The 25866-nt window shown below is 42.5% G+C and carries 12 protein-coding genes; 7 read left to right on the top strand and 5 right to left on the bottom strand.

Annotation, left to right across the window (positions count from 1 at the left end):
* Positions 1 to 137: 137 nt before the first annotated feature.
* On the bottom strand, positions 138 to 2120 hold the full coding sequence (locus tag GVN20_RS06965; protein WP_166557636.1) for a S9 family peptidase: 1983 nt from the start codon (positions 2118 to 2120) through the stop codon (positions 138 to 140).
* A gap of 410 nt (positions 2121 to 2530) precedes the next feature.
* Between GVN20_RS06965 and GVN20_RS06960 the strand changes: the two genes are divergently transcribed.
* The 5 genes from GVN20_RS06960 (at position 2531) to GVN20_RS06940 (ending at position 11209) form a co-directional block, all read left to right on the top strand.
* A complete protein-coding gene (locus tag GVN20_RS06960) occupies positions 2531 to 6796 on the top strand; it encodes a right-handed parallel beta-helix repeat-containing protein (RefSeq protein ID WP_166557635.1) in 4266 nt (1421 codons plus the stop codon).
* 277 nt (positions 6797 to 7073) lie between these two features.
* Entirely contained in the window at positions 7074 to 7760 is a 687-nt protein-coding gene (locus GVN20_RS06955; RefSeq protein ID WP_166557634.1) for an ABC transporter ATP-binding protein, read from the top strand.
* Positions 7761 to 7778: 18 nt separating this feature from the next.
* Positions 7779 to 8741, top strand: a complete 963-nt coding sequence (locus GVN20_RS06950) for an HlyD family secretion protein (RefSeq protein ID WP_229598994.1) — start codon at positions 7779 to 7781, stop codon at positions 8739 to 8741.
* 28 nt (positions 8742 to 8769) lie between these two features.
* On the top strand, positions 8770 to 9888 hold the full coding sequence (locus tag GVN20_RS06945) for an ABC transporter permease (RefSeq protein WP_166557633.1): 1119 nt from the start codon (positions 8770 to 8772) through the stop codon (positions 9886 to 9888).
* Positions 9889 to 9898: 10 nt separating this feature from the next.
* On the top strand, positions 9899 to 11209 hold the full coding sequence (locus GVN20_RS06940) for a TolC family protein (protein ID WP_166557632.1): 1311 nt from the start codon (positions 9899 to 9901) through the stop codon (positions 11207 to 11209).
* Positions 11210 to 11362: 153 nt separating this feature from the next.
* Here the strand turns inward: GVN20_RS06940 and GVN20_RS06935 are convergent, their stop codons facing one another.
* Positions 11363 to 13828: an outer membrane beta-barrel family protein gene (locus tag GVN20_RS06935; RefSeq protein ID WP_166557631.1), complete on the bottom strand. Its 2466-nt coding sequence runs from the start codon at positions 13826 to 13828 to the stop codon at positions 11363 to 11365.
* A gap of 771 nt (positions 13829 to 14599) precedes the next feature.
* On the opposite strand from GVN20_RS06935, the gene GVN20_RS06930 reads away from it, so the two are divergent.
* Complete coding sequence (locus GVN20_RS06930) at positions 14600 to 16204, top strand: hypothetical protein (RefSeq protein WP_166557630.1); 1605 nt, start codon at positions 14600 to 14602, stop codon at positions 16202 to 16204.
* A 17-nt stretch (positions 16205 to 16221) separates the two neighbouring features.
* The gene (locus GVN20_RS06925) at positions 16222 to 18843 is read left to right on the top strand and encodes a hypothetical protein (protein WP_166557629.1); all 2622 of its coding nucleotides are present in this window, start codon (positions 16222 to 16224) and stop codon (positions 18841 to 18843) included.
* A 195-nt stretch (positions 18844 to 19038) separates the two neighbouring features.
* Here GVN20_RS06925 and GVN20_RS06920 read toward each other — a convergent pair whose 3' ends face one another.
* From GVN20_RS06920 to GVN20_RS06910, 3 genes are read right to left on the bottom strand one after another with little or no spacing between them, the layout of a single operon-like run.
* Entirely contained in the window at positions 19039 to 22167 is a 3129-nt protein-coding gene (locus GVN20_RS06920) for a type I restriction endonuclease subunit R (RefSeq protein WP_166557628.1), read from the bottom strand.
* A 37-nt stretch (positions 22168 to 22204) separates the two neighbouring features.
* Positions 22205 to 23434, bottom strand: a complete 1230-nt coding sequence (locus tag GVN20_RS06915) for a restriction endonuclease subunit S (RefSeq protein WP_166557627.1) — start codon at positions 23432 to 23434, stop codon at positions 22205 to 22207.
* The gene (locus GVN20_RS06910; protein WP_310586815.1) at positions 23424 to 25784 is read right to left on the bottom strand and encodes a type I restriction-modification system subunit M; all 2361 of its coding nucleotides are present in this window, start codon (positions 25782 to 25784) and stop codon (positions 23424 to 23426) included. Before GVN20_RS06910 ends, GVN20_RS06915 begins: the two co-directional genes overlap by 11 nt.
* Positions 25785 to 25866: the final 82 nt, after the last annotated feature.

Genomic DNA, 25866 nt, shown 5'->3' with positions numbered 1-25866 from the left:
GAAGAAGTAAGAAATCAGAGGTAAGAGTTAATAGAGGTACAAAAGCCGCCGTTGGTGGAATAACACCAACGGCGTTGCTTCAGCTTTTCCTATTTCTGAGCTCTTATTTCATACCTCCTACTTCTAAATTCCTACCTTTACTTCTTCAAATAAGCATTAAACCATTTGATGTAGCGTTCAAAACGGTCTTTTTGGAAGCTTGGGTTGGTGATACCGTGGAATTGGCCTGGGTAAATAATCAATTCCGTTGGTGTTCCAAGTGAGCGTAAGGCCTGATACATCTGTTCGCTGCCTACCGACGGAACGTTAAAGTCACTTTCGCCCACCATAAATTGGGTAGGTGTTTTGATGCGGTCGGCTTTGAGGAAAGGATAGGACAGGGCCACGTATTTATCGAAATTTTTCCACGGGGAGCCTAGTTCGTTTTCGTACTGCAAAATGTACTGATCTACGCCGTACAGCGACGAAATCATCGCCACGCCTGCCCCGCTGGAGGCCGCTTTGAAACGCGTATCCGAAGCAATCGTGTAATTCGTTAAAATACCGCCGTAGCTCCAGCCACCGATGCCCAATTTTTCGGGGTCAGCAATGCCGTTTTGGACCAAATAATCCGTTGCACCCAAAATATCTAACACTTCTTTGTTGCCCCAATCGGCCGAAATAATTTTGCTATACTCTAATCCGCGCCCATTGGAACCGCGATAATTGACGGCCACAACGGCATACCCTGCCGCAGACAACATCTGGCGACTCAAATCAAAGCTAAATTCATCCTGCGCTACGGGGCCACCGTGAATAAACAGAATGGTGGGTAACTTGACGCCTTTTACGGCGTTGGCGGGGCGGTACAGAAGGTTGGAAACGCTGGCTCCATCTTTGCTTTTTGAGGTAAACCCTTCGACGGTGGCCAAGGCCAGCGGCGCCAGAAAAGCCTCTTGATGGGTTGTCAAGCGGCGAAGGTTGCCGCTTTCTAAAGCGTAAAGTTCACTGGGCGTTTGTGGGTCGCTCATGACTGTGAGTATAGTGCCTGAGGGGTGCCGTTCGAGGGCCGAAACGCTTCGGTTACCTGTCAATGCTTTGGTCATTTTTCCGTCGACTACGGCAAATTGAGCCACGTAGCGAGTGCGGTCGTCGGTAACCAAGGCGTGGAGATTCACCCCGTCTTTGGTCCAAAGTGGAGAACCGACAGGGCGATCCAGCGTTTTGCTCAACAGTTTGGGCTCGCCCCCATCCTTTGATACCACACATAAAATCGTTTGATCATACATGAAGTAATTATCGGAAGATGTAGAGCGCACGTAAGCGATTTGTTTTCCGTCGGGGCTCCATTCAGGGCCTGAATCGCGGCCCGTCCAAGTAGTGACCTGCTTCATGACGGAATTGGGTTTGGCATCTATAATCCAAATATCGCTATTGGCATTGCGGTCGGGGTCGGCGGTGCGGTTGCTCACAAAGGCAATCTGTGTACCATCAGGCGACCATCTAGGCGACGATTCGTTGTAGATACCTTTGGTCAAGGTGTCTATTTTCTTAGTAACCAAGTCGTACAGGTATAAATGTGTCGTTTTTTTGGTGAGGTAGCCCTCTACATCCTGTTTGAATTTAAAACGGTCAATGACGATGGGCTTGGTCATTTTGGATTTTGAAGTATCGGGGTCATTGCTGATTACTAAGGCGATTTTTTTGCCATCTGGTGCCCATGCATACTCCGACAAACTCCCTTTTTTCAAATCGGTCAATTGCCGTGCTTCGCCGCCTCGAACGTCCATCAGCCAAATCTGACTGCTCGTTAGCCCGTTACGAGAAGAGGTAAACGACAAATATTTGCCGTCGGGACTCCAGCGAGGCTGTGATTCTCCATCGGGGCTGTAAGTGAGTTGAATCGACTCTTTGCCATCCCATGAGGTCATCCAAATGTCAGCGTTGCGTTTGTTTTTGACTGAATCCACCGACGACAGGGTGTAAGCCACCCACTTCCCGTCGGGCGAGATTTGAGGGTCGCTTAGCGTTTGAAGGCGATACACATCTGAGGGTTTTAAGGGGCGTTTGGTGGTGGTTTGGGCGTAAGTGCCAAAACCACAGAGTACTACAAATACAACAGAAAGGTAGGTGTTTTTCATTTGTTAGGGATTGGTTTATTGAGAATGTATTGAGATTATTAAGCGTTTTTGTCCATCAATTGTTTTAAACAAGCCTCATCAGGCATATAAATAAGTTAGTCAAATTATAGTCAGTCAGGTCAGACAATAGCCGAGGCCCAAACACAGTATTTAGTCTGACTGTCGTCTGACCTAGATACCATCAATCTTCCGAATATAGGTCGAAACTTTCCATATCAATACTTCTAAAAAGCTGACCCATCTCAATCTTTATACTGCTTGAAATCATTGAATCTAGGTTAGTTTTTAGACTATTTACGCCATAAATCTAAATATGCTATCAGGAAATATGCCTGGGCATATGAATCGTATTTTGTCTGTTTATTTCTGTGATTTAAACGGCTAAAAATAGCCATTAACTTCCAGTAAAAATGGAAATATTACCTTATATACGGGAATACAAAAGGCATGTATGCCTGTTTTTACTTATATTCGTTTTGTTTGGGCTGTTATCATTTAAAGCCGCTGCTACTGTTTTCTTTGTAAAACCTACTGCTACTGGCACAGGCGATGGAAGCAGTTGGACAAACGCCTCGGGTAACTTACAGGCGATGATAGATGGGGCTTCGGCCAATGACGAAGTTTGGGTAGCAGCGGGTACTTACCTACCAATAGCCTATCCCACAGGATGTACAAATTGCGCTTCCCCGCGTGATTATGCCTTTATTCTCAAAAACCAAGTCAAAGTCTACGGTAGTTTTGTAGGAACAGAAACCTCGCTGAGTGAACGAACTCCCACCGTCATTACGGCAAATCCGAGTATTTTGAGTGGCGATATTGGGATTATTAACGACAACAGCGATAACACTTTTCACGTCATTATCTCAGTAGATGATGACAGTATGACGGTGTTGGATGGTTTTACAGTCACCTATGGCAATGCATCGCATGGGGGGGAGATTACGGTAGAATCAATAAATATTTATAAAAATAAGGGAGGTGGAATGAAAAACGTATTCTCCACTCTCACCATCTCAAATTGTAGCTTTACAGATAACAATGCAGTTTATGGTGGTGGAATGTTTAATAGAGAATGCTCGTTAACCATCAATAATTCTATTTTTTCTGCCAATACTGCGACTTCTAATGGCGGTGGAATTAATAATGATTTATGTACTTTAATCCTTTCAAACTGTCAATTTATCATCAATACAGCACTTTTTGGCGGGGGACTTTGGATTTGGGGACGCTCCACAAGTATTACCAACACCCATTTTTTAAACAACGAAGCAGACTTTGGTGGAGGTATTTATAATGATGCCGCCTCTACTCTGACTATCATGAAGTGTAACTTTTCGGCCAACATGGGAAATGCGAAAGGGGGCGGTATTTACAATCATATAACTTCACCCACCATTAAGCAATCTAACTTCTATGCCAATACCTCAGCCGCAGGGGGAGGAATATACAATATTGAAGCTTCACCAAATATTAGTAATTGTAGCTTTTCTTTCAATACGGCCACCAATGGCGGTGGAGTAATGCACCAGTTGGGCTTCGACGCGACTTTTATCAATTGTACCTTTTACGGCAACAATGCCACGGAACACGGCGGAGGAATTTACAACGAAGGGGGAGAAGGAGGAAGTGGGCGGACGATGGCCCTCTTAACAAATTGTATTTTTTGGGGCAATACAAAAAATTCTGACCCTACTGTCCCTGGGGCTGACATTGAGAATTTAATTACTGCATTTTCAGGAACGGGGATTAATTATTCAATCTTACAATTGACGAATAATACCACCAACTATCCGGTAGCCACTTCTTCGGGGTTAAGGTCTGGAAATGGAATGAAATTTGCCGTTGACCCGCTCTTTGTCAACGCAAACGACCCTGATGGGGCAGATAATGTTTTGAGTACTGCCGATGATGGTTTAGCGCTACAAAATAACAGTCCCGCCACCGAAGAAGGCTCAAATGTAGGGATAACGGCTACGGCAGACATTACAGGTGCCCCTCGCATTCAGAACCCAAGAATTGACATGGGGGCTTATGAAAATCAATATATCCCTCCTGCGCCACCCTTTAGACGATTGTACGTAAAACCTATTGCCACGGGCACTGGCGATGGAAGCAGTTGGGCAAACGCCTCCGATAACTTACAGGCCATGATTGACTCCTCGTATCTCAAAGACGAAGTTTGGGTAGCGGCGGGTACGTATAAGCCGAATGCTTACCCAACCGGTTGTACGGGTTGCACATCCAGTAGTAGTTATGCTTTTATGCTCAAAAACCAAGTGAAGGTCTATGGAAGTTTTGCGGGAACAGAAACTTCGCTCTCTGAACGAACATCTGCCGTAATAGCTGCCAATCCGAGTATTTTGAGCGGAGATATAGGAACGATTAATGATAATAATGACAATACTACTCATGTAGTTCTCTCTGCGGACGACGACAGCACGACCGTTCTTGATGGCTTCACTATTACTCAAGCAAATGATGGTGGAATGGTAATTCTCACCTCTTTTACCACCATTACCAATTGCAGATTTTCTGTAAATAGAGGAGTAAGTGGTGGGGGTGGGGTGTCCGTACTTGACGGATCTTCGCCAATCATTTCCTATTGCGTCTTCTCTAGTAATACAGTAAGTAATGGCGGTGGTGGTGGAATGTCTATCAGTAATTCAGCTTCGTTCACCATTACCCATTGTACTTTTAAAAATAACGCTGCGATATTAGGTGGTGCGATGCGGGCTTTTGGGGTGTCGTCACTAAAAATAACCAATTGTACTTTTTCTGATAACATTGCCACTGGGGACTTTTTAGGCGGGGGAGGTATATTTATGAGTTCGAGCGGCTCAGATACCATTACCAACTGCACATTTATCAGAAATTATGCCACCGGGTATTATAGTTCGGGCGCTGCTATCAATACTTCTGACTATGCTTTAGCTATAAAAAATAGTATTTTTTGGGGAAACAAAAAGAGAGGGTTTTTCGTAAGTAACATTGAAGGACAAGGTCCTGCTAACGTTAGCTACTCTGATGTAGAAGGAGGTTTTACGGGCATCAATAATATCAATCAAGACCCGCTGTTTGTGAATCAAAATGACCTAGACGGCGCAGATAATATTTTTGGTACGGCCGATGACGGCCTGGCTCTTCAAAATTGTAGCCCTGCCATAAATGTAGGGAACAATGCAGATATCCCCTTGGGAATCAGTACGGACATTACTGGGGCGGCTCGTATTCATAATTCAACCGTGGATATGGGGGCGTATGAGAATCAAGCGGGAGTCATGTCTGTCAGTATTGCGGTTACTCCAAGCTCTACCGTTTGTGTTGGTACGAGCGTAACCTTTACCGCTACTCCTACCCATGTGGGGCCTTCGCCGTTTTATACTTTTAAAGTAAACGGTACAATTATGCAAAATGGTACTGCCGCTACTTTTACTACTAATAATTTGGCAAACAGCGATAAGGTAGCAGTTGTATTAACTTCTGGTTCGTGTGTAGTTGTTTCAGATACCATTACGATGACAGTCAATGCTTTGCCCACTCCAACCGCTGGGAGCAATTCCCCGATTTGTGCAGGCAATACTTTATACTTGACTTCATCTGGTGGCGTTTCTTACGCTTGGACAGGACCTAATAACTATTTATCTTCTGCACAAAATCCAAGTTTTTCTGGTGCAGCGCCGATGTTATCTGGCACATACACTGTTACTGTCACGGCAGAAAACGGCTGCTCGGCCATGGACTCAACGGCAGTATTGGTTCATCCCTTACCTATCCCATCGGCAAGCAGTAACTCTCCCATTTGTGCAGGTAGCAATTTATACCTTACGTCTTCTGGGGGTATTTCGTACGCTTGGACAGGCCCCAATAATTTTACGTCTGCTACTCAAAATCCCAGCTTTATTAATGCAACTACTTTATTATCAGGAACGTATATTGTGACTGTAACCAATGTGAATGGTTGTACGGCTACCGCTTCAACAGTGGTAGCCGTAAATGCTTTACCCACTCCAACCGCTGGAAGCAATTCCCCGATTTGTGCAGGCAATACTTTACACTTGACTTCTTCTGGCGGCGTTTCTTACGCTTGGACAGGGCCTAATAATTATTCATCTTCTCTACAAAATCCCGAAATTGTAAATGCAAATACTTCATCATCAGGTACATATATCGTAATAGTGACAAATGAAAATGCTTGTACCGCAATGGCAAGTGTGGCGGTAGTAGTGAATCAAATCGCACCAAGTATTAGTGCTAATCCAACCACCGTCAATTTTGGAAACAATACAACCTTGACTGCCACAGGGTGTAGCGGTACAATTCGTTGGTCAACGGCCAATCTGATTACCAATCCTTTGACAATCAAGCTGGATAACACTACTACGTTTACCGCTACTTGTACCGTAAACGGTTGCACAAGTATTGCATCAAATGCTGTAACGGTCATCGTAAATGGCAATCCATGTCAAGGTCAAGTTACGCTTGTTAGTCCCAACAATGATTATTCGTCGGGCACATACCAAAAAATGGCATCGGCCACGACCGGCAAGATTACGGCATCAAACAAAATAAATGGAACCTCTCAAGTAATTTATACTGCCAAATCCATAGAGTTAAAAGCGGGTTTTAAAGCAGACAATGGAGTAGTATTTGTAGCCCAGGTGGGAGGATGTCATTGAAAAATGGTCATTAAACTTTGCTCCAAACGCTGCGAATAGGGGGCGGAATAAATAATTCGGACGGACTCATTGAGCCCCCCAATACACTTACAGCCTAAAATCAGTTCCTCCTGCGAAGTACGGGGGCAGCTTCTTTCAACCCTTCTTTGGTAGCAATAATCCCCCAAAACAACTTAGTTCATTAATCTTTCTGAATTATTTTTAAATTTTAAAAACAATTTCAATGTAAATTGATTATTATAGTACAATTTCGTACTAATTACGATGATGCTTATTTATGATTGCAGAATTAAAAGGGGCAAGTAAGGAATACCAAACGGGCGACCAAACGATTGTAGCACTACAACCTACGGATTTTCAGTTGAACGAAGGTGAGCTGACGCTCATTATAGGCCCTTCTGGCTCAGGGAAAACCACCCTTCTCTCTATGTTGGGGTGTGTAATATACCCAACTCATGGCGATTTGTGGGTGGATGGTAGTCATATTAATGAGATGAAACAAAGCCAATTGGCTCGGTTACGGCTGGAAAAAATAGGATTTGTGTTTCAGAGCTTCAATCTACTTTCTCCCCTCAGCGCCCAAGATAACATAGAATTGCCCTTAAAACTGCTGGGTGTTGGTGCAGATGAACGCAAACGACGCGTGCAAAAAGCCCTCGAAACGGTTGGTATGACCGACAGACGAAAAAATTTACCCAAGACCCTATCGGGGGGGCAACAGCAACGGATTGCAATCGCCCGCGCCTTAGTAACTGAGCCTAAGTTGGTGCTGTGTGATGAACCCACGGCTTCATTAGATAAAGATTCTATGGTTGTAGTAATGAAAGAACTACAAACATTGGCTCGGCAGGGTAAAGCCGTGGCCGTGGTGACGCACGACCCACGTTTACAACAATACGCAGACCGTGCCGTGGAAGTGAAAAACGGTTTTGTAACTCCCATTGATTTGACAAAATTAGGATAATAAAAGCCTTAAAACGCGATGAATATAATTGCACTAATGAAAAATGGATGCTGTATCCTTGTGATGGTATTGACCTTGGCGAGCTGTGGCGACAAAAAAAATAAAGAAGAAACGACGGCTAAGGCCGACTCGATTCCTAAGCCCACGACCAAGAATCAGATTTTGGGAGTGGCACGTATCGAGCCCGAAGATGGCATTATGAGTCTTACCGCAGGCACCAGCGGGCGGGTGTTGAGCGTAATGATAGAAGATAATCAAGCAGTTAAAAAAGGGCAAGTGCTGCTAGATGTTGAAGTAGTTTTGGAAAATGCGCAATTGCGCCAAGCTCAGAGTAAAGTTGGTACCCAACAGGCCACTATCGCCGCCAATCAGGCAACGCTCGAAGCGCTGAAAATAACTCTAAACAATGCACGGGATAATTATGAACGCAATCTTGAACTATATAAAGGGAATGCCCAAACCCAACAAGCTTTGAACGATAGTAAAGCAACATTTGACAAACTCACCAAAGACCTCCAGACCGCCGAGGCCAACATCCGCCAAGCACAAGCTAAGGTAGAAGAGATAAAAGCAGATATTAATTACTACAGAGCCGTAGTCGAAAAAAAGAGAGTAGGGGCTTTGATGGGGGGAAAAGTGTTGAAGGTATTGGTAAAAACGGGTGATTTTGTGAATAATGATACCAAAATCGCCGATTTTGCCCCAGATGGTGCATTGTTTGCCAAAACTGAAGTAGATGAACTCTATGCCGAACGAGTCCAGTTAGGACAAAAAGTATTTATCCTTTCGCAAACATCGGGCGATACTTTGGCAACGGGGGTCGTGAGCTATGCCGCCGATTATCTAAAGCAAAAATCGCTTTTCAAGGACCAATCAACCGAGCAAGAAGACCGTCGAGTAAGGGATGTATCGATTCGCCTTGAGTCAGGCAAAATGCCGCTGATTGGTAGCCGCGTAGATTGTATTATTGTTTTGAAATAACGGAGAAACGGCTAACCAACAACAGAACATGCTCAAAGAAGCCTTTAAATTTATGTGGTACGACAAGGCCAAGATGTTTGGAATCTTGTTTGGTATCATCTTGTCCGTGTTTTTGATTGGGCAACAACTCGGTATCTGCTTTGCACTTTTGGGAGGAACGATTTCGTTGGCCGAAAACAACAAGCAGTACGTTTGGGTAGTTAGCGACAAAAGCCAGCAAGTCAGTGATTTGCCCTTGTTGGATATGCGTATATCGCGGGAATTGATGACAGTGGCAGGGGTGTTGAGGGTCAATACAATGGTGGTAGGGGCGGGGAGTGCTAAGTTTAAAGACGGAACCAAAACCCCCATCACACTCATTGGGACCCAATCGCCGAGACACATCGGTGGGCCGTGGAATTTTGTCAAAGGGAGTCTGGAGGATTTGCAGCAAGAAGGGGCCATAATTACCGATGAATACGACCAGATTTCTTCCAAGAAAATCAAGATGGGCGACCATTTTGAATTCAACGGCAACCGCGTTTTTTTGAGCGGAAATACCCGAGGAGCAAAAGGCTTGGGCGTAGCTTATGGTTTTACGACGGTTGAACGTGTACGTAAACTGTGCAAAATTCCCACTACCCAGGCGTCGGCATTTTTGGTGGAGATTGAAAAAGGATACACCAATCAACAAGTCGTTGAAAATATTAACAAGGAAATCATGGGCGTCAAAGCCCGTGATGGACAAGCATATACCGACGAAAGTTTAAAATATTTTGCGCTCAATAGCGGCATTGTCGCTTCGTTTGGGTTGTTGGTTATTTTTGCCATTGTCACGGGTTTTGCCATCGTGGGCTTGACGATGTTTTCGGCCGTCAACGACCGCCTTAAAGACTACGGAACGCTTAAAGCCATTGGGGGCACCAACGGCATCATTCGTCAACTGATTCTATGGCAAGCGGTGCTTTATTCGGTGGTGGGTTTTGGGGTGGCCTATGTGCTGCTCAGGGGCTTTGTAAATGTGACAAAAACCAGCCTCAATATTAAAATTACGCCTTATTTAACGCTCTTCCTGATTGGAGTTACGCTTTTTATTGCCATTCTGGGGAGTTTGTTTGCCATGCGTAAAATCATCAAAATGGAGCCTGCACAGGTATTTAGAACTTAAAAATTTAGCCATGAAAAAGGCATTCGTTTGCATCTATATAATTTTATTCTGTTTTCAAATGGCATCGGCGCAGCGACTTACGCTCGATGATGCCATTAAAATGGCGTTGGAAAACCGCTGGGAACTCAAAAATCAACAATTGCAAGTTCAGTTGGCCGAAGGAGAAAATGACAAATTGAAAGCCAAGTGGCTTCCCCAAATCAATGCCTCGGTCGATATGCGCTGGAATACGCAGTTGCAAACCTCGGTTTTTAAAAATGCGCCTTTTGCCAACGGGCAAGATGTAAAATTGGTTTTGGGAGTACCATTTAATAATAATGTAGGGCTCAGTGCCGAGCAAAAAGTCTACGATGCGGCCACAAAATACGACCGACAGCTCAACCAAGCCTCGGTTCAAAGTCAAACCGTGACGACTGAAAAAATAAAGTCAGATTTAAAATTGGCCGTGGCAGAGGCTTATTTTGCGGCTTTGTTTCAAGGGGAGAAGTTGGTTTTGGCTGAGAAAACCGTGGAGCGAACAAAGGCATATTGGGAATCGGGCAAAACCAAGTTTGAAAAAGGAGTATTGCTCAAAAACGACTTCGATCGCCTACTATTGGATTACAATAATGCCCAATCCAACCTCAATAAATCTCGACAAGATGAGGCGTTAAGCATTGAAAATTTAAAATATCAAATCGGCCTAAAAAGTGAGGGACGCGTCGAATTGACCGAAAACTTAACCTCTTTGTTTCAACAAAATCAATCGTTGTCATTGGACGGCTCAGTTGATCAGCGTCCCGAAATTCTGCAAGAGCAGGCTGCTTTGAAAATCAATGAGTTGACCGAACAAAAACAAAAAGCGCGCCTAGCCCCGGTGGTATCGGCCTATGGAAATTATACGGCCTTGCAGCTGAATGATATTTTCAACCCCTTTGCTGCTGGTACGTGGTTTCCGTTCAATTACCTTGGCCTGAAGCTCAACGTCCCCGTTTTTGATGGAAAACAAACGGCTTTTTTGAAACGTGATTACGCAATTAGGGCCCAAGTGAATCGTAATAACATGGAGAAACTCAAGGCAGATTTTGACCACGAGGCTCGGAGTGCTATCAAGACCCTGAACCAAGAAAAAATCAACTTGGAAGATACAAAAGCCAATTTGACCTTGGCCCAGCAAATTTTAGAAACCGATCGTTTTCGCTACGAAAAAGGCACTATTTTGCTTTCAGACTTAAAAAATACCGAATATAGCCTGCAAAATGCCGAAAACAATTATCTCACGAGCGTTTATAACTTTTTGGTGGCCGCTGTGCGATACAAAAAGGCCGTGGGAGTATTATGATTTTTTGCGTAAAGGGTTTCTCCACAGGCGTCAGAAAAGGCACAAAACAAAAAAAGCTCAGATTCCTCTAAGCTTGGGGTGGTACGAATAAAGCCAGAAAGAGCCATTTCGGGCAAACAAAATCATGGATTTTGGCGATACAACCCTTGTGTCTTAAAACTCGCGCTCGCCAAATTCGCTAGCTGGCAACTTGGTTTTTCGATCGGTTTTGTTGAAGCTATACGAGAGGTTTAACAAGAAAATATTGGTCTCTTGGATGTAATTGGTGGTGGTGTAAAAATTACTACCCCAAGTTGAAATTCGTTGTTCGTTGACTTTCATTTTCCCGAATGACGTATTTTGCCAAAGCAGCGAAATACTCATTTTGTTGTTCATAAATGATTTCTTGACCGAAAAATTTGGCTGATAAAACCGCGAGTCTTCGCCCTGCGCGGTGTTTCTCGCCGATAAATACGACAAATTGAACTGCGTACTCAAAGTAGGTGTGATTTGATAGTTGAGGTTTGAATTTATGGAATACACCCAGCCTTGGCTATTGATTACCACCGACTTATCAAACAATGTTCCCTTGATTTTTAGGTTATAAACGTTTCCGCCGACAAAGACTTTTAGCTTTTTAACGGGCGAAATCGTCACCCCAATTTCCGAACCCATCAACCGCGCCTTGCCTGCGTTGGTGTAAATTCTGTTTAAAATGGTATCGTTATAAACGCTGTTGACGCGGTTGACGATGTCGGTAATTTGCTGGCGATACACATTCCAGTACAACGACACTTTCTTAAAATCTTTGGTCAATCCCAACTCGTAAATTCCTACAAATTCAGGGCGGATGTTGGGGTCGCCTTGTTCGAGGGTTTCGCTGTGTTCGCGTTCGGGATAAGGGTTCAGCTCATTATTGGTCGAACGTTGCACCCGGCGGCTGTAGGCGGCTTTGAGTCGCAGGTCTTTTCCCATATCGTACAGCAAATTGGCCGAGGGGAACAAATTTGACAATTTTAAGTCATTGGGCTTTCCACCACGGTCGTCTGTAAACTCACGAAGGGCATTCTCATACCGCAATCCCGACGAAAATTCTAGTTTTTTGTACTTGCCTGCGTACTGCGCATACAGGCCATGAATGCGGTTATAGATGGCGACCTTGGCCGTAAAAGCAGGATTGACCACCAACGGCTGATTGTTGCCGATTTTATCCGAATAAACAAACACGCCCTCTTGGTTTTGTTGACGGTACTGGTAGCCCATTGATAGTTTTCCAATGCCTATTTGCTTTTCGTAATCGGCTTTGAAGCGAAGGGCCCGGAGCGGATTAGAGCCAGTGTTAAGGGTGTATTGAAGGGTATCGCGGAGGTTATTAATGTTGATATTGCTGTTTTTGGTAAAGCCATCAATCAGCGCATTTTCGTACAAACCCGAAACGCTCAAGGTCGAGGCGTTTTTGAATTTGTGGGTATAATCGAGGTTTAGCACCTTAAACTCGCCCGATTTTAGAACCAAGTTGGGGTTAAAATACTTTGTTCTTCCCACTACTTGATTGGTAAGTAGGTTGGTTTTAGTGTTGTTTCGGTAATAAATATCGGCCGTGCGATACTGGTCGCGGGCACCAAGATACACCCCCGCAGAAAGCTCATCCGATTTTGAAATGGTATAAATGACCGATGCCCTGGCGCCGTAGTTATCTCGTTTTAGGCTCCGCTCTCCGTCGCTTGGAAATTGGGTCAATACGTTATTAATAACGGTATTAACATCTCCTTCTCTTCTTCCAGCAATGTCGTTTTTGAGGTAATTTCCCGAAACTGTCACGTCCCACTTTCCTTTGCGGTAATTGAGCGTGGCATCGGCACCGTAGCGAAGGGGTTCAGTCGCGTTTTCGTAGGCTTTCAGGCGCGGCAGGCCGTATTGGACGTTGGTTGTCAGCGACAAACCGTCGTTGGTGCCTGTTTTAGTAACAATATTGATGATTCCAGCTTTGCCGTCGGCGTCGTATTTGGCCGAGGGAGCCGTTATCATTTCTATTTTTTCAATGGTATTGGCAGGAATTTGCGACAAAATCGTGGCGGCATCAATCTGCGAAGGTTTGCCATTGACCAAAATCAAAAAGCCTTTTGACCCTCTGACCATAATTTCTCCTTCGGCATTGACCATCACGGAGGGGATGTTTTTCAGGACGTCGGTGGCCGTACCACCGCGTGCTACTTCAAACTGTTCGGCTTTGAAAACCTGTTTTTCGAGGGTCGCTACCACGTTGGGTTTGATGCCCGTCACCGTCACTACGTCCAGTTGTTGACTCGATGGACTGAGTGCAATCGAGCCTAAATCAAGCCGTTGGCTGGCTTTGTCATAACTTACCTCAATGTATTTGGTTTTATACCCTACATATTCGACCTTAATAACGTACTTATCATCTTTTAAGCCCACAAACTGAAATGACCCTTTGACGTCGGCCACTTCTCCCTTAACCATACTCCCCTGCGACTTAGACTCCAGTCGAATCGTGGCAAAAGCCAGTGGCTCAGTCGTCAGCGAGTCAACGAGTTTGCCTTTGATAAAACTACCTGATTGGGTAAAAGCCGCCAGAGAAATGTGCAGTAGCAAAGGGAGAAGCAAAATTTTTCTTAACATGTGAATGGGGTGAGATAAACAAACACCCAAAAATACGACAAAATACGTTCAAAGGTTTCGATTTTTGAATCAATCTCAAAAGGGAGGTGGGGGAAATAAAACTGATTTGTGGTTCTAACGGGTGAAGTTTTTGATACCCGTACAATTTTAATCAAAACGGGTATCAAAAATAAGTAATGTGATTTTTTAAAAAAGTGCCCTATAAGCGTCAGAAAGGGCATAAAACAAAAAAAGCTCAGATTTCTCTGAACGGTCCGGCGCTCCGGCTTCCAAGCGGTCTGGTGGTACGGCAGACCGGCGGGACTCGAATGGCAACGGCCAACCGGCGAGTCGTCGTACCCCTCTGCATGACAGGCAGGTATTCTAATCGACCCTAAAACAAAAAAAGCTCAGATTTCTCTGAGCTTTCAAGCGGTCCGGACGGGACTGAAAATTAGTGCTGATTATCAGTTAGTTAGCCCTGTTTTTGAGATTGGGTATCATACAGGGTATCAAAAGTTAATTTTTTTGCGTTTTTTTGGTAAAAAATCGTTTGAGATACCCACACAAAATTTGCCAGTAAGTAAGCTGCTATTCCTATTAGTCTCCTCAATTTAGTTTATACACTTACCATTTAGAAATAACTGACCTAACTTATTTAGAGAGCTCTACCAGAAAATCATACAAATGGCTCAAGTGGAAAAACACGTATTTGTAAAGAAGACAGCAATGCTATTGAACAACTGGCTCAAACTCTAGTGTACTCATATTTTTTTCAAAAAACTTTAGTATATGTCTGTCATCCGTCGAAGCCAATCTCTTTATCCCTTTTGGGGTGCTGGAATCAAGACAATAACTGGCCTTGATCCGCTAAGTATGCAAACCACATCTGAAGCTACCTATTCCATGCTTCTTCCCGGTATTTCCAACCTTACAAATAGAATACGCTATTATGGCTTTTATTGCTGGTTATTAAAACTATACTTTGATAAAGAGACCCATGGTAATTCTATTGAACAATTCAGGTTTATTAGGCGAGCTGAACTTATGATTGCTTTAATTATGCAAGACGGATATCCTAAAGTCAATCAGATTACAGGCAGCAGATTTGCGGCAAATTGGCTTAATGAACCCTGGGAAGCATTTGATTTAATTAAAGGAGCTGATCTTGTCAATGGAAGCGACAAGGTATATTGGAAACATAAATCAGGAGCATTTGGGCAATATTATCTTGGTCCAATGAAAGTACTGGATTTAATTACAGTTGGGGCAGATAAAGCCAATGACGAATTATTTAATATCACTGAATCAAACCTACAACGTAGGGTTAGTGGCCGACATTTAGCTGAGGTATTTGACTCGACACTGACTAATGAGGTCAGAATACTATTTTATCAAAATATTAATAGGGGCAATCTAAATCGGTTTGATATACCATTGTTGGCTAAATACTTTGCTATAAACAAAGTTGATCCATTTGATGAAGAAGGGGAGTTATATACTTTAATGATAAACCAACAAGATTACCCATCTCAAATAATTGAAGAAACCATAACATTTCATCGTCGTGAAACTCTGAAAGGGTTAATAAAGATAGCCATTGAGAGGGATAATCAGTTTAACACCCAAGCATTTATAGAAACATGTTATTGTCAACAGTTTGGTGTCAACGGGCAAATTGCTACTGATACAGAATTAGGCTGGTATACTTATCAATTAAATGAATACTGGCAATATGCCTGTGGATGTATATTGTGGGCAATGCTGAATTATTTGGAAAAATTGAATGGCCCCCAATATTTGCCTCAATTTATAAATTCATTTGTTATAAAAATCATGACTCAAATGAACTATGATATTAATACAGAAGGTACACTTAAAAAAACATTGGCACATTTTGAATTTGAGTGGAATGAGGGTGAATATGTTAAAGAAATAAAAGCGTCTGTAGATAGAAATGAAGATATTCTTGCAGCTGCCTCTGGTTTCTATTTGATCTTTCAAATATTTACAAATAACTCTATTTACACAAAAGAAATTAGAGCTTATATATGCCGCCTAAAAACCATACGAGATGGTAATATGGTAGAAGGGTTTGAATATATTATTAAAGCTTTTGAAAGACCATTTAATGTGTTTATTGAGCAATTTATATATCGTTTTGTTGTAAACCGACACCGTTTAGTTGCTATGCGAAAAATGGGTAATGGGGATTTGTCAACTCATAAATTCATTATAGATGAGCAATACATAAGTTATATTGAAAATTTTATTCCGCACTTTACATCTCCTCGTATGTATACTGTAGTAAACCTGTTCTCAGATTTAAATTTTCTGGAGATCAAAGAAAATAAATTATTGTTAAGTGGTTTACATGAACTACTTAATTTTGAGTAACAAATTTTATTTTTTTTATGACACCTATTCGTGAAAGCCTTTTTGATATTATTGGTAAAGACCGAAGGCGATATCACTCGGCTATTTTAACAACTTTTAGCTTTGATCCTGATTTCTTTGAGTATCGAGTTATGAACCACTTTCGATTGTGTGGTATCCATAACGTTAATGTACTAATTGATGGCTATTATTATAATACTATAATACAAGAGACAGCAGGACGTATTGAACGAACTGAAGTCAGTTACCAGTACTCCATTTACCCCATTTTTGGAAAGTCCATTTTTCACCCGAAAATATGGTTACTGATTGGAAATAATGAGGGACTTTTAATCATTGGCTCCGGCAATTTAACGAGTGCCGGCCACCTTAGTAATGACGAGCTTTGGGGAGCTTTTCATGTCAATACCAATAAATTAGATAATCAGGCACTTTTTGCATCAGCTTGGAGGTATGTAAAGAATTATACAGACATTGCTAAAGGACATTTTCGTACGAAAACGACTGATTGGATAATTGATAATGCATTATGGATAAAGGATTTACCTAATGATAAGCCAGGTGAGTTTAGTGAAATGGCTGACGGAAATCGCATTGTACTACTGTACAATTCACCTGACAAAACTATATGGCAGCAAATTAAGGAATATATAAATGGAAGGGATATTAGTACAATCACAACATTATCACCTTTCTATGACAAAAATGGGCAAACGCTACAAACACTTCGAACTTCGTACCCAAATGCACAAATACACGCTGTTTTCGATAGATGGGGACAGGTGCCTTCTGAAATGTCGGAGGATGATAATATATTTTTCTATGATTGGCAAAATGAAAGTGCAGGCATAACAAATAACAATAAATCTCGCCTCCACGCTAAGTTAATTCACTGGAAAAGCGCAAACGGCACCGAATATTGTCTATTTGGCAGTGCTAACGTAACAATGGCAGGTTTAGGACTACCCGGTAGTTCTTACACAAATGCTGAAGTCGTATTACTTATTGAAGCAACTGAAGGTAATCTTCTTAGCAAAATTGGCCTTTCACTTAATAAACAAAATGCGCTCCCTTTACCGCCCTTCAGTGGTACCCTTACCCACAATGATGAACAGTTTTTTATATCCCGAAGTTCATTACGTGTACACCTGCTTAGTGCGGAGATTGAAAATGATACACTGAAAATTTATTGGGAAGGTGATTATAAAGATGTTTGTAAAATTCAATTATTGGATAATGAGGACTGTTTGATTAACACATTATCGGTCGCTTTATCTCCGGAAAAGTTTACCATAGATTTGACCTTAATAGCTAAAGACATCAATTATGTACAAGTTATTGATATATCTACTTTGCAGCCTGTCTCCAACAAACTTCCAGTAGCCTATCTGAATCAGCTATTCAAAACTCACCCTGACCCAACCTTGGTAGAGTTTACTTCCATTTGTGAAGAGATTAGGATGGGGAATTCCGGTCGTTTACTTGATTTACTGGAATATCTAATAAGAAATGAAGAAATAGACGAAAATCTTTCAGGTAAGCCAGAAACAGGAAAAACCAAGCATTCATCCTCAGGCGATAGAGTTTTAAACGACTTAACGGATTATAATTTTGAAAATCAACAGGCACTAACAGTAATTAATGATACCACTGCATTAGATGTACTCCATTTGCTGCGATTTGCCCAAAGTTCCAACTATTTATCTGTGTATTATGGCAATGTTCAAGTTGAGGAGCAGGAAGTGTATTTAGAGGATGATAAAGTCGACATTAATTCTATCCAACAACTTATTACGAATAAATCAGCGTGTCTAAATGAAACTAAACAAATAGTCAAATACTTAAAAGTATTCACAGATAACCTTAACCAACTGATACTTAAACAAAAACTCAATGAACAAGTGCCCATCAATTTGACTACCCTCACCAAATATTTGATTGCACTTGAATTGCTGTTTGAGTATGGTGGTAAGGTTGCTTTCTATGAAGATAAGGGTCAAAATGGCTCTATGATCTATTTGCCTTTTGAGAATGAGGATAATTATGAAGTAAAAAATGTCAAGGGCTGTTGCCTGCTACTTATAGGAAGCTTTTTACATTTATCCCGTTACAGTTTTAAAAAGTATTCCATAGCTACAAAAGATAATGAGGTTGAGAAATATAAAAAGGAGGCGTTAGTAGATACAATTATTTGTATCCTCAACAGTAAATGGCAAAGAAACGAGCAGATATACTTTAAAACGCTATTACTTAATACTCTGCACAGTTTAGGGTGGCGAACAGCTAAAGAGCATGAATCGGGGGTTCAAAATTTAAAAACCTTCCTGAAAGAACGATTAGATTCTTTGAAAAAGCGTCAAAATTGTTTTCAAGCCAACGAAGCTTTTTTCTTACAGGAAATTATCCCTGCCTATTTAGTATCCATAACTAAACGGGAGAAAAAGGAATTTGAAACGAATGCGCAGCTGAATCAAATTATCTACACAAGTTACACGGGTTATTGCAGTATTTTAAGAAAAACTTCTTCACAGCCCATTGAATATACCTTGTCTAAACCGGGTTTTCCTTGGAACAATAAACAGCAAAACTTTTGCTTTAAAGACCCTATTAAGTTGAGTAGTTTTGTTATAGTAATCTGAACAGGTCTTTGTGACTAAGAATATCTTATGTCCAACCCAACTTTTTGGGGCAATGGTGTAAAAGTCGCTCCCGCGGGTCTTTGCATTAAGATAAAATCACTAAATGTTTACTCCATCTAATTTCTCCAACCAATGGTTGGAGATTTTTATCTGCCTGATATTCACCGCAAAATTAAGCCACAGGCCTTCAAACCCCTATATCTCAAAACCACCACTGATAATAAACCTTTCAAGCAGGTTACTGACTTTTATTTTTATTTTGTTCGGTAGAATGGTTGTTCCCTCCAATTCTTCAAAATAGGCTTTTGCCTTGGCTTTATCTACCGTTGCCTTTAGGTCATCAAAGCGAGCGTAATCGTTGATGTTGGCCTCGTTTATCTTCGAATTCATCATACTCCTGAGCTTGATTTCATCTAATCCAAACAGTTGTACCAGGTGATGAATTTCGGCATTCTTGGCGTTAGATTGATATTCTGTAATGTATTCCCGGAAGGTTTTGTGGCTTTCTATGCTTACATCACCATTCTGAACGTCGTGAAGAAATATATTGGCAAACTTTTGCTCTTCCTGCGTTAGCGAAGCAAATGATTTGTGCAACTCATTTAAGGTTTGCTCCATGTGTTCGCTGCCAATGTCTTCTTTTTTAAGCGTTTTAAGGTATTTTTCAAAACGGGAATTCATGTAATCGGCGTCAATAACTGCGGTATCTATTTCCGTTAAATATCCGTCAATTTCAAAAGGCACATCCTCCGGACTGCCGCCGCCGCCACTGCTGCTGAACAATTCTTTGTAACGAAGTGCCAAAATCAAATAGGTGGTTTCATTAAATTTCATTTCCACTACCGACTTTAACTTTCCTTTACCAAACTCGTATTTTGACTTATTCCACGTAAAGCCCTGAATTTTGGCCGCTTCTAAATACGCATTCAGCTCTTTAAACAGTTTGGCAAATCGGCCCCGTTCGGTTTTATCGTCGGGCAATTTTTCAAAACTTGAGATGCCCGCACTCGTAAACAATTGGCAGATGTCGTCATTGATGGCATTTAACTTGTTTAAATTGTATTCCAACTGCTCCACAAACAATCCGATGGGCTTATCGCCGGAATATAATTTCACAGCTCGTTCAATGTGCTGCTCCATCGTGTGTGGATACCGGTAATAGCGAATCGTTCCAAAAGGTTTGTCAGGGCCAAATAAGCGGTTGGTTCGGGAAAATGCCTGAATGATATTTTCATATTTGAGCTCCTTATCCAAGTACAGCGTATTGAGCCACTTCGAGTCAAAACCGGTGAGCATTTGGTCAACCACGATCAATAAATCAATTTGTTTTTCGGGTGTTCGCTCTATCCGAAGGTAGGGGGCTTTGTGGGCCAGCCTTGCGGCAATGTCTTTCTTGAATTTTGCATGAGTGGGTAGGGTAAAATCCTGTTCATAACGGCGGTTATAGTCCTCCATGATTTCGACCAATCCATCCTGTTTTACTTTTGCTCCACCGTTATTGTCAATATGGGGGTCAAACAAAACGGTGGTTTTTAATTCTGGCTTTACCCTTTTCAGTAAACGATAATAGGCAATGGCTTCGACGATGCTGCTTGTGGCAAATAGGGCGTGAAATTTATTGCCTTGGCTGAGCGTCAACCAATTATCCAGTATATCTTCTACCACTTTTTCTTGGTGTTCCGGCCGCTCATATTGCGAGGCAGGTACTTCGTCTTCAATGCCTTTGACATAGCTCCCATCGTCATCCCAATGCCCCGCCATCTTCATTTGCCTCATGTACGTATTGAAGATCTCGATTTTTTCGGGATGGGAAAATACCTCCGTTTCGTCTTTGGCCTTGGCTTTCTCCAGCGCCACCGCCGTTCTTAAATCTTTGTCTTTATAAGTTAGTATTTTATACGGGTCAAAACCCAACACGTTTTTGTCACGGATCCCGTCGGCTATGCTGTATCTATGCAGTTCATGACCGAACACCGACGACGTAGTGTTCTTTTTCTTTTGGTTTTCTTCGTGGATGGGCGTGCCCGTAAAACCAAAAAACAGGGCCGTAGGAAAGGTTCTTTTTATATCAATCAGCATGTCGCCAAACGTAGAACGGTGGGCTTCGTCGATGATAAAGACGATCCGTTTGGCATTGATCAATTGAATATCGTGGGCATTTGGCCCGCCTTCTTCGTCGGTGATGTTGCTCATTTTTTGAATAGAGCTTACAATTAACGTATCAGACGTTTTGTCGCTTTTAAGTTTGGTCACCAAAATACCCGTATTTTCAGTGGCCTGTACGTCTTCGTTTTCATTGGCAAAACCCCTGTATTCCAGCAATGACTGCGTGCCCAGCTCGATGCGATCCATCAAAAAAATCACTTTATCGGCATCTTTCGAGTTGGCGATGAGTTGGGCGGACTTAAAGCTGGTCATGGTTTTGCCCGAGCCGGTGGTGTGCCACACGTACCCGCCCAACAGGTTTTTACGCTTCCAGTCGGTCTTGGAAACTTTATGACTGATGGCATTGGCGGCAAGGTACTGATAACTCCGCATGACTTTCAGCACGCCGTCGGTGCCATCGGCCACGGTGTAGAAACCGATCAACTGATGGGCCATCGGGATAGAAAGTAAATGTTCAGCAATATCTTTCCACTGATTAATCGGCTCGTTGTTGAAATCGGCCCAATGAAAATAGAAGTCCTTGTTAAACTTGCCGTCGGGACCGGGATTGGCAAAATACAGCGTTTCGTCGGGCTGCATGGCTACAAATAGCTGGACCAAGGAAAATAGACCCGTAAAAATGCCCGAGTGTGCGTAATTTTCTATCTGATGGCAGGCCTGACTTACGGCCACTCCGCTTTTCTTCAACTCAATGTGTATGAGGGGCATACCGTTGATCAGGAGCATTAAATCGCCGCGACGGTCGTTCAGAATTTTTGAGTTACTCTTGAATTTGGGTTGTTGGGCGATTTGATAACGGCTTTGTCCGCCGACTATCTCACTGGGATCGTAGATTTTCAGGCTGATCTCTTTGCCAAAATGCAGGGTATCGGCAGGGTTATCCCGCGTGATGGAAACGGTTTTTCCTTTGATAAACGCATTGAGTTTGATCGGCGTTTTCAGCGTGATGACCTGCGCCAGTATCTGCTGCATTTCACCGTCGGTGAGGGGGCAGTCGTTGAGGCGGTCGATGCCCCCGTTGTTTTCAAAGAGAATGTTTGCCCAGTTTTTGAGCAAAGCTTCTTCGGTTGGGTATTTTAATACCTTCTCCTCCCATCCTTTTTTGGTAAGTATCGCTATAAGTGCTTCTTCAAAACCTCCTTCTGATGAAAATGTCATTGTGTTTAACTTCTTAGTGTAGTAACCGGGTAAACCATCAAACAAACATCTTCTCCAACAGCGCCTTTTTAAGGTTTTTGAGCTTTTCTAATTCGCCTTGATGAAGCGTTATAAGGTTGTCTAATTGAATAAATAGTCCACCAATTTTTTGTTGTTCAATCAAGCACGGTGCTAAATAATTATATACATTTAACTCTTCTCGATTGATTTTAGGCATTCCTGTACGTGCCGAAACGGATACCGAATATTTGTAAAATTCCTTAGATTGAAGAATAGTATACAAGAAGTTCTGTCCCACTCCATTTTTAGTATTTAAAACATACGAATCCGCGCTTGCGAGCCCGTCAAATGGCGCAATTGTATATTTTGCAAGTTGTGGATTTATTTTACCATAAATAATGTCACCCTTCTTAAAAATAAACTTTCCACTTATCAAATTACTGTCTTTTACAGTAAGAACATTATCGAATATTCTTCCTGAAAAGGATTCAATATTTCCTGGGCCAATATGAAATAATTCATCAAAAAATCCAGTTTTAGGGTCAACCATATTTGTAGAAACATCAACTGTCTCTGCCCAATTTCGTGCCTCCCAAGCCCCGGAAAAGCCTTTAAAACGAATTTCGGGAACATTTGCACCGTTTTTAGGGAACATCTTTTCGAGCATCGCTTTTTTTAAAATTCCCAACTTTTCATATTTCCGTTGATGGAGCGTAATGAGGCTGTCGAGGTTTTTGAAAAAATTGCCTATTTGGGTTTGTTCTTCTGGTGTTTGGGGTATTTTAATGCTAAAATTACTATATTCTTGGGCATTAATTCCAGGCTGACCCGAACGTTGCGAAGTCAATCTTACAAACTTTTCATACCCTTTCGTTAAGGTATTTTGAAATACAAATTCAGTATTTATGTCTTTCTTAATTCTTCCTCTAATAAGAAAACCCGCATAATAGACCAACCCATCTTCTTTTTTATAGATATATGTTTTTCCTACACTTGCACCTGTACGAGCAAATAAAATATCTCCTAAATTTAATTGGTAATTTTCAGATAAGCTTAAATCTGTATTGGGCGATGTTAAGCCATCCATACTAAAATTTCGAGAATCTTCATCTATATCAGTGATACGAATGTATTTATTAATTCCATCGTATTCTTTTGCTGCTGCATTTAATCCATATCCAAATGAATCACTAAGTTCTCCAAGTTTACGCTCCTCCCATTCCTCACTAAATCCCTTAAAACGAATCTCCGGTTTTTTATTTTTCATTCCCTTCGCCTTGTAAAAGTGTTTTAAATTCGTTGAGTCCTTTCAGGTCAAATTCGTTGCCCGTCAGTTCGTCCATCAGGGCCGTCAGGGAGCTTTCGGTTTCCTTTATCTCGGCTACTACGTGGGCGTAGGTGGTGGCGTATTTGTCGGCCAATGCCTGTACGTGGGTGGTGAGTTGGTTGATCATCACGGCGGGCAGTTTGTAGAGTTCCGTCAAAAACGAGCTGATCCATTTGAGTTCGAGCAATTCGTACACCTGCGCGTCGGTAAGCTGTTCAATGGTTGTTTTGGTGAGTTCGTGCAAGGCAATTTTTGCCAAAGCAAACGCCTTTTTGAGGTCTTTTTCTTCGGTAAAAAGGCTGTTTACGTTACAGATTTTTGCTTCGTAAGAATCGGGGGCAAAATCTCCGTTTTTCTTTTTATCGGCCAACAGTTGCTTGGCTTCTTTGGCCACCGCTGCCGCCACAAAACCGTCTTTGGTTTCATTTACGGTGTCGGCTTCTTTTTCTTCCTCCGTGAGCGAGTCGAGCAGGGTGTCAAAGTCGGCCGTAATTTCTGCCAAGCGGTCTTCCATGGCTTTCAGCTCGTCGAGTTCGTCTTTCAGGTAGGTTTTCTGCACCAATTCAAAGGGCATGATACGCCCCAGCCAACCCTCCTGCACTTCCTGTTCTTTGCCTTCTTTCTTTTTCAGCACCATGTTGGGGTCCACTTGTCGGGTAGCGGCAAAGCCTTCGGTTTGGATGATCTCCAAATCAATGGAAATGTGCGTCCAATCATCGTCGAGCAGCTGATAGGCTTCGTATTTATCAATGAGCGGCACGGCCTCCATGCGTTTAAAAATCGCCTCACTCAGTACGGCTTCCTCTTTGGAGGTATTGACCGTCATCATGTTGGTCAGGAGTTCCGTCTTCAAATACGCCGCAAAATCGCCGAAAGAGGCATTAAAATTGGCAATAAACGCTTCTACTTCGGGGTGTTGCGTAATGGTGTTTTTTATGTCCGTTGTTTTCAGTTCGGCATGATGGGTAGAGGTTTTGGTAAACAACGCCTCCCGCAACTGCGGAAATGCTTCCCAAAAACGGCCGAGTTCATCAATTTCATTGGCCGGAATACCGCCAAACATGGTGGCATAAATATCCCAGCTTTCGGCCGTGGCCGACGAGTCCACGTAGCGCGGTATATTCAGGTTGTAGTCATTGTCCCGTATTTCTTCCCGGCTTACGAGTTTTGAATAGTTCGGAATTGTTTGTCGGTTTACTACCGCATCCACGCATCTCTTTATATCCGAAGCCCTGAGTTTGTTGTTTTTTCCTACCTTGATAAATTCCTTTGAAGCATCCACGATCAGGACATCGGTATTTTGTCGTTTTTGTTTCAAAACAATAATCGTCGTCGGAATACCCGTACCGAAGAAAATATTGGCCGGTAGCCCAATGATGGCATCAATGTGATTTCCTTCAATGAGTTTTTCGCGAATCTTCCCCTCTTCGCCCCCGCGAAACAAGACACCGTGCGGCAGCACAATCATCATGATGCCGTCGGGCTTGATGTGGTACAGATCATGCAGCAAAAAAGCATAATCGGCCTTGGTCTTGGGCGCCAGGCCAAAGCGGGCATAACGCGGGTCAGTTTCTTTATGGCTCGAATCCCATTGCTGCGAGTAGGGAGGATTTGAAACCACAGCATCCACATACAGCGGATCATAGGAAGTAATAGGGTCATTTTCATCAAAATACGGCCAATCATCCTCCAACGTATCGCCATTTCGGGTCACAATGTTGTTGGGCAGAATGCCGCGCATCACCAAATTCATCCGAGTCAGGTCATACGTGTTTTTCTTCAGTTCCTGGGCGTAGTATTTGATGTTGTCTTTATCGTCAATGTGTTTGGAAACACTTCGGCCGATATTGATGAGCAGCGAGCCGGAGCCACTGGTAGAGTCATAGATCTGAATTTCTTTTTTGTCCTTCAAATGGTGGGCAATGATCTCCGAGATCAGAAGCGAAACCTCGTGCGGGGTATAAAATTCGCCCGCTTTTTTGCCGGCATTGGCGGCAAACATACTGATCAGGTATTCGTAAATAAACCCAAGCACGTCATAATCCTGCTTGGCGTCCATGGGAATATCTTTAATCAAATGAATCAACTCACTGATGGCCTTCGTCTGCGAGCCTGCACTTTCGCCGAGTTTGCTCAGCCCCGTCTGTAAGGTATCAAAAATACCTTCAAACAGTTTTTTGTGGGCAGGACTAATCAAACGACTAAAAGCAGACAGGGCATCCCGTACATTGGAGACATTGAAATCCTGTTTCATTTCAATCCACGTAGAAAACAGGTCTTTGTAAGCAATAAAGTAGCCTATATTCTTTTTGATGTAATCAACGGTTTCGGCATCCTCTTCCGAAAGTGCCTTTATATCTTCCTCCGAAAAC

Origin of the sequence: Runella sp. CRIBMP (genome assembly GCF_009905605.1) — a bacterium.
In the GTDB taxonomy this organism is placed as follows: Bacteria; Bacteroidota; Bacteroidia; order Cytophagales; family Spirosomataceae; genus Runella.
This window is presented reverse-complemented; position numbering and strand designations above follow the sequence as displayed.

Excerpts from the sequence above, each read along its gene's own strand:
- GVN20_RS06950 (WP_229598994.1), top strand. The coding sequence starts at position 7,779 with ATGAATATAATTGCACTAATGAAAAATGGATGCTGTATCCTTGTGATG.
- GVN20_RS06960 (WP_166557635.1), top strand. The coding sequence starts at position 2,531 with ATGGAAATATTACCTTATATACGGGAATACAAAAGGCATGTATGCCTG.
- GVN20_RS06965 (WP_166557636.1), bottom strand. The coding sequence starts at position 2,120 with ATGAAAAACACCTACCTTTCTGTTGTATTTGTAGTACTCTGTGGTTTT.
- GVN20_RS06930 (WP_166557630.1), top strand. The coding sequence starts at position 14,600 with ATGTCTGTCATCCGTCGAAGCCAATCTCTTTATCCCTTTTGGGGTGCT.
- GVN20_RS06920 (WP_166557628.1), bottom strand. The coding sequence starts at position 22,167 with ATGACATTTTCATCAGAAGGAGGTTTTGAAGAAGCACTTATAGCGATA.
- GVN20_RS06915 (WP_166557627.1), bottom strand. The coding sequence starts at position 23,434 with ATGAAAAATAAAAAACCGGAGATTCGTTTTAAGGGATTTAGTGAGGAA.
- GVN20_RS06945 (WP_166557633.1), top strand. The coding sequence starts at position 8,770 with ATGCTCAAAGAAGCCTTTAAATTTATGTGGTACGACAAGGCCAAGATG.
- GVN20_RS06925 (WP_166557629.1), top strand. The coding sequence starts at position 16,222 with ATGACACCTATTCGTGAAAGCCTTTTTGATATTATTGGTAAAGACCGA.
- GVN20_RS06940 (WP_166557632.1), top strand. The coding sequence starts at position 9,899 with ATGAAAAAGGCATTCGTTTGCATCTATATAATTTTATTCTGTTTTCAA.
- GVN20_RS06935 (WP_166557631.1), bottom strand. The coding sequence starts at position 13,828 with ATGTTAAGAAAAATTTTGCTTCTCCCTTTGCTACTGCACATTTCTCTG.
- GVN20_RS06955 (WP_166557634.1), top strand. The coding sequence starts at position 7,074 with ATGATTGCAGAATTAAAAGGGGCAAGTAAGGAATACCAAACGGGCGAC.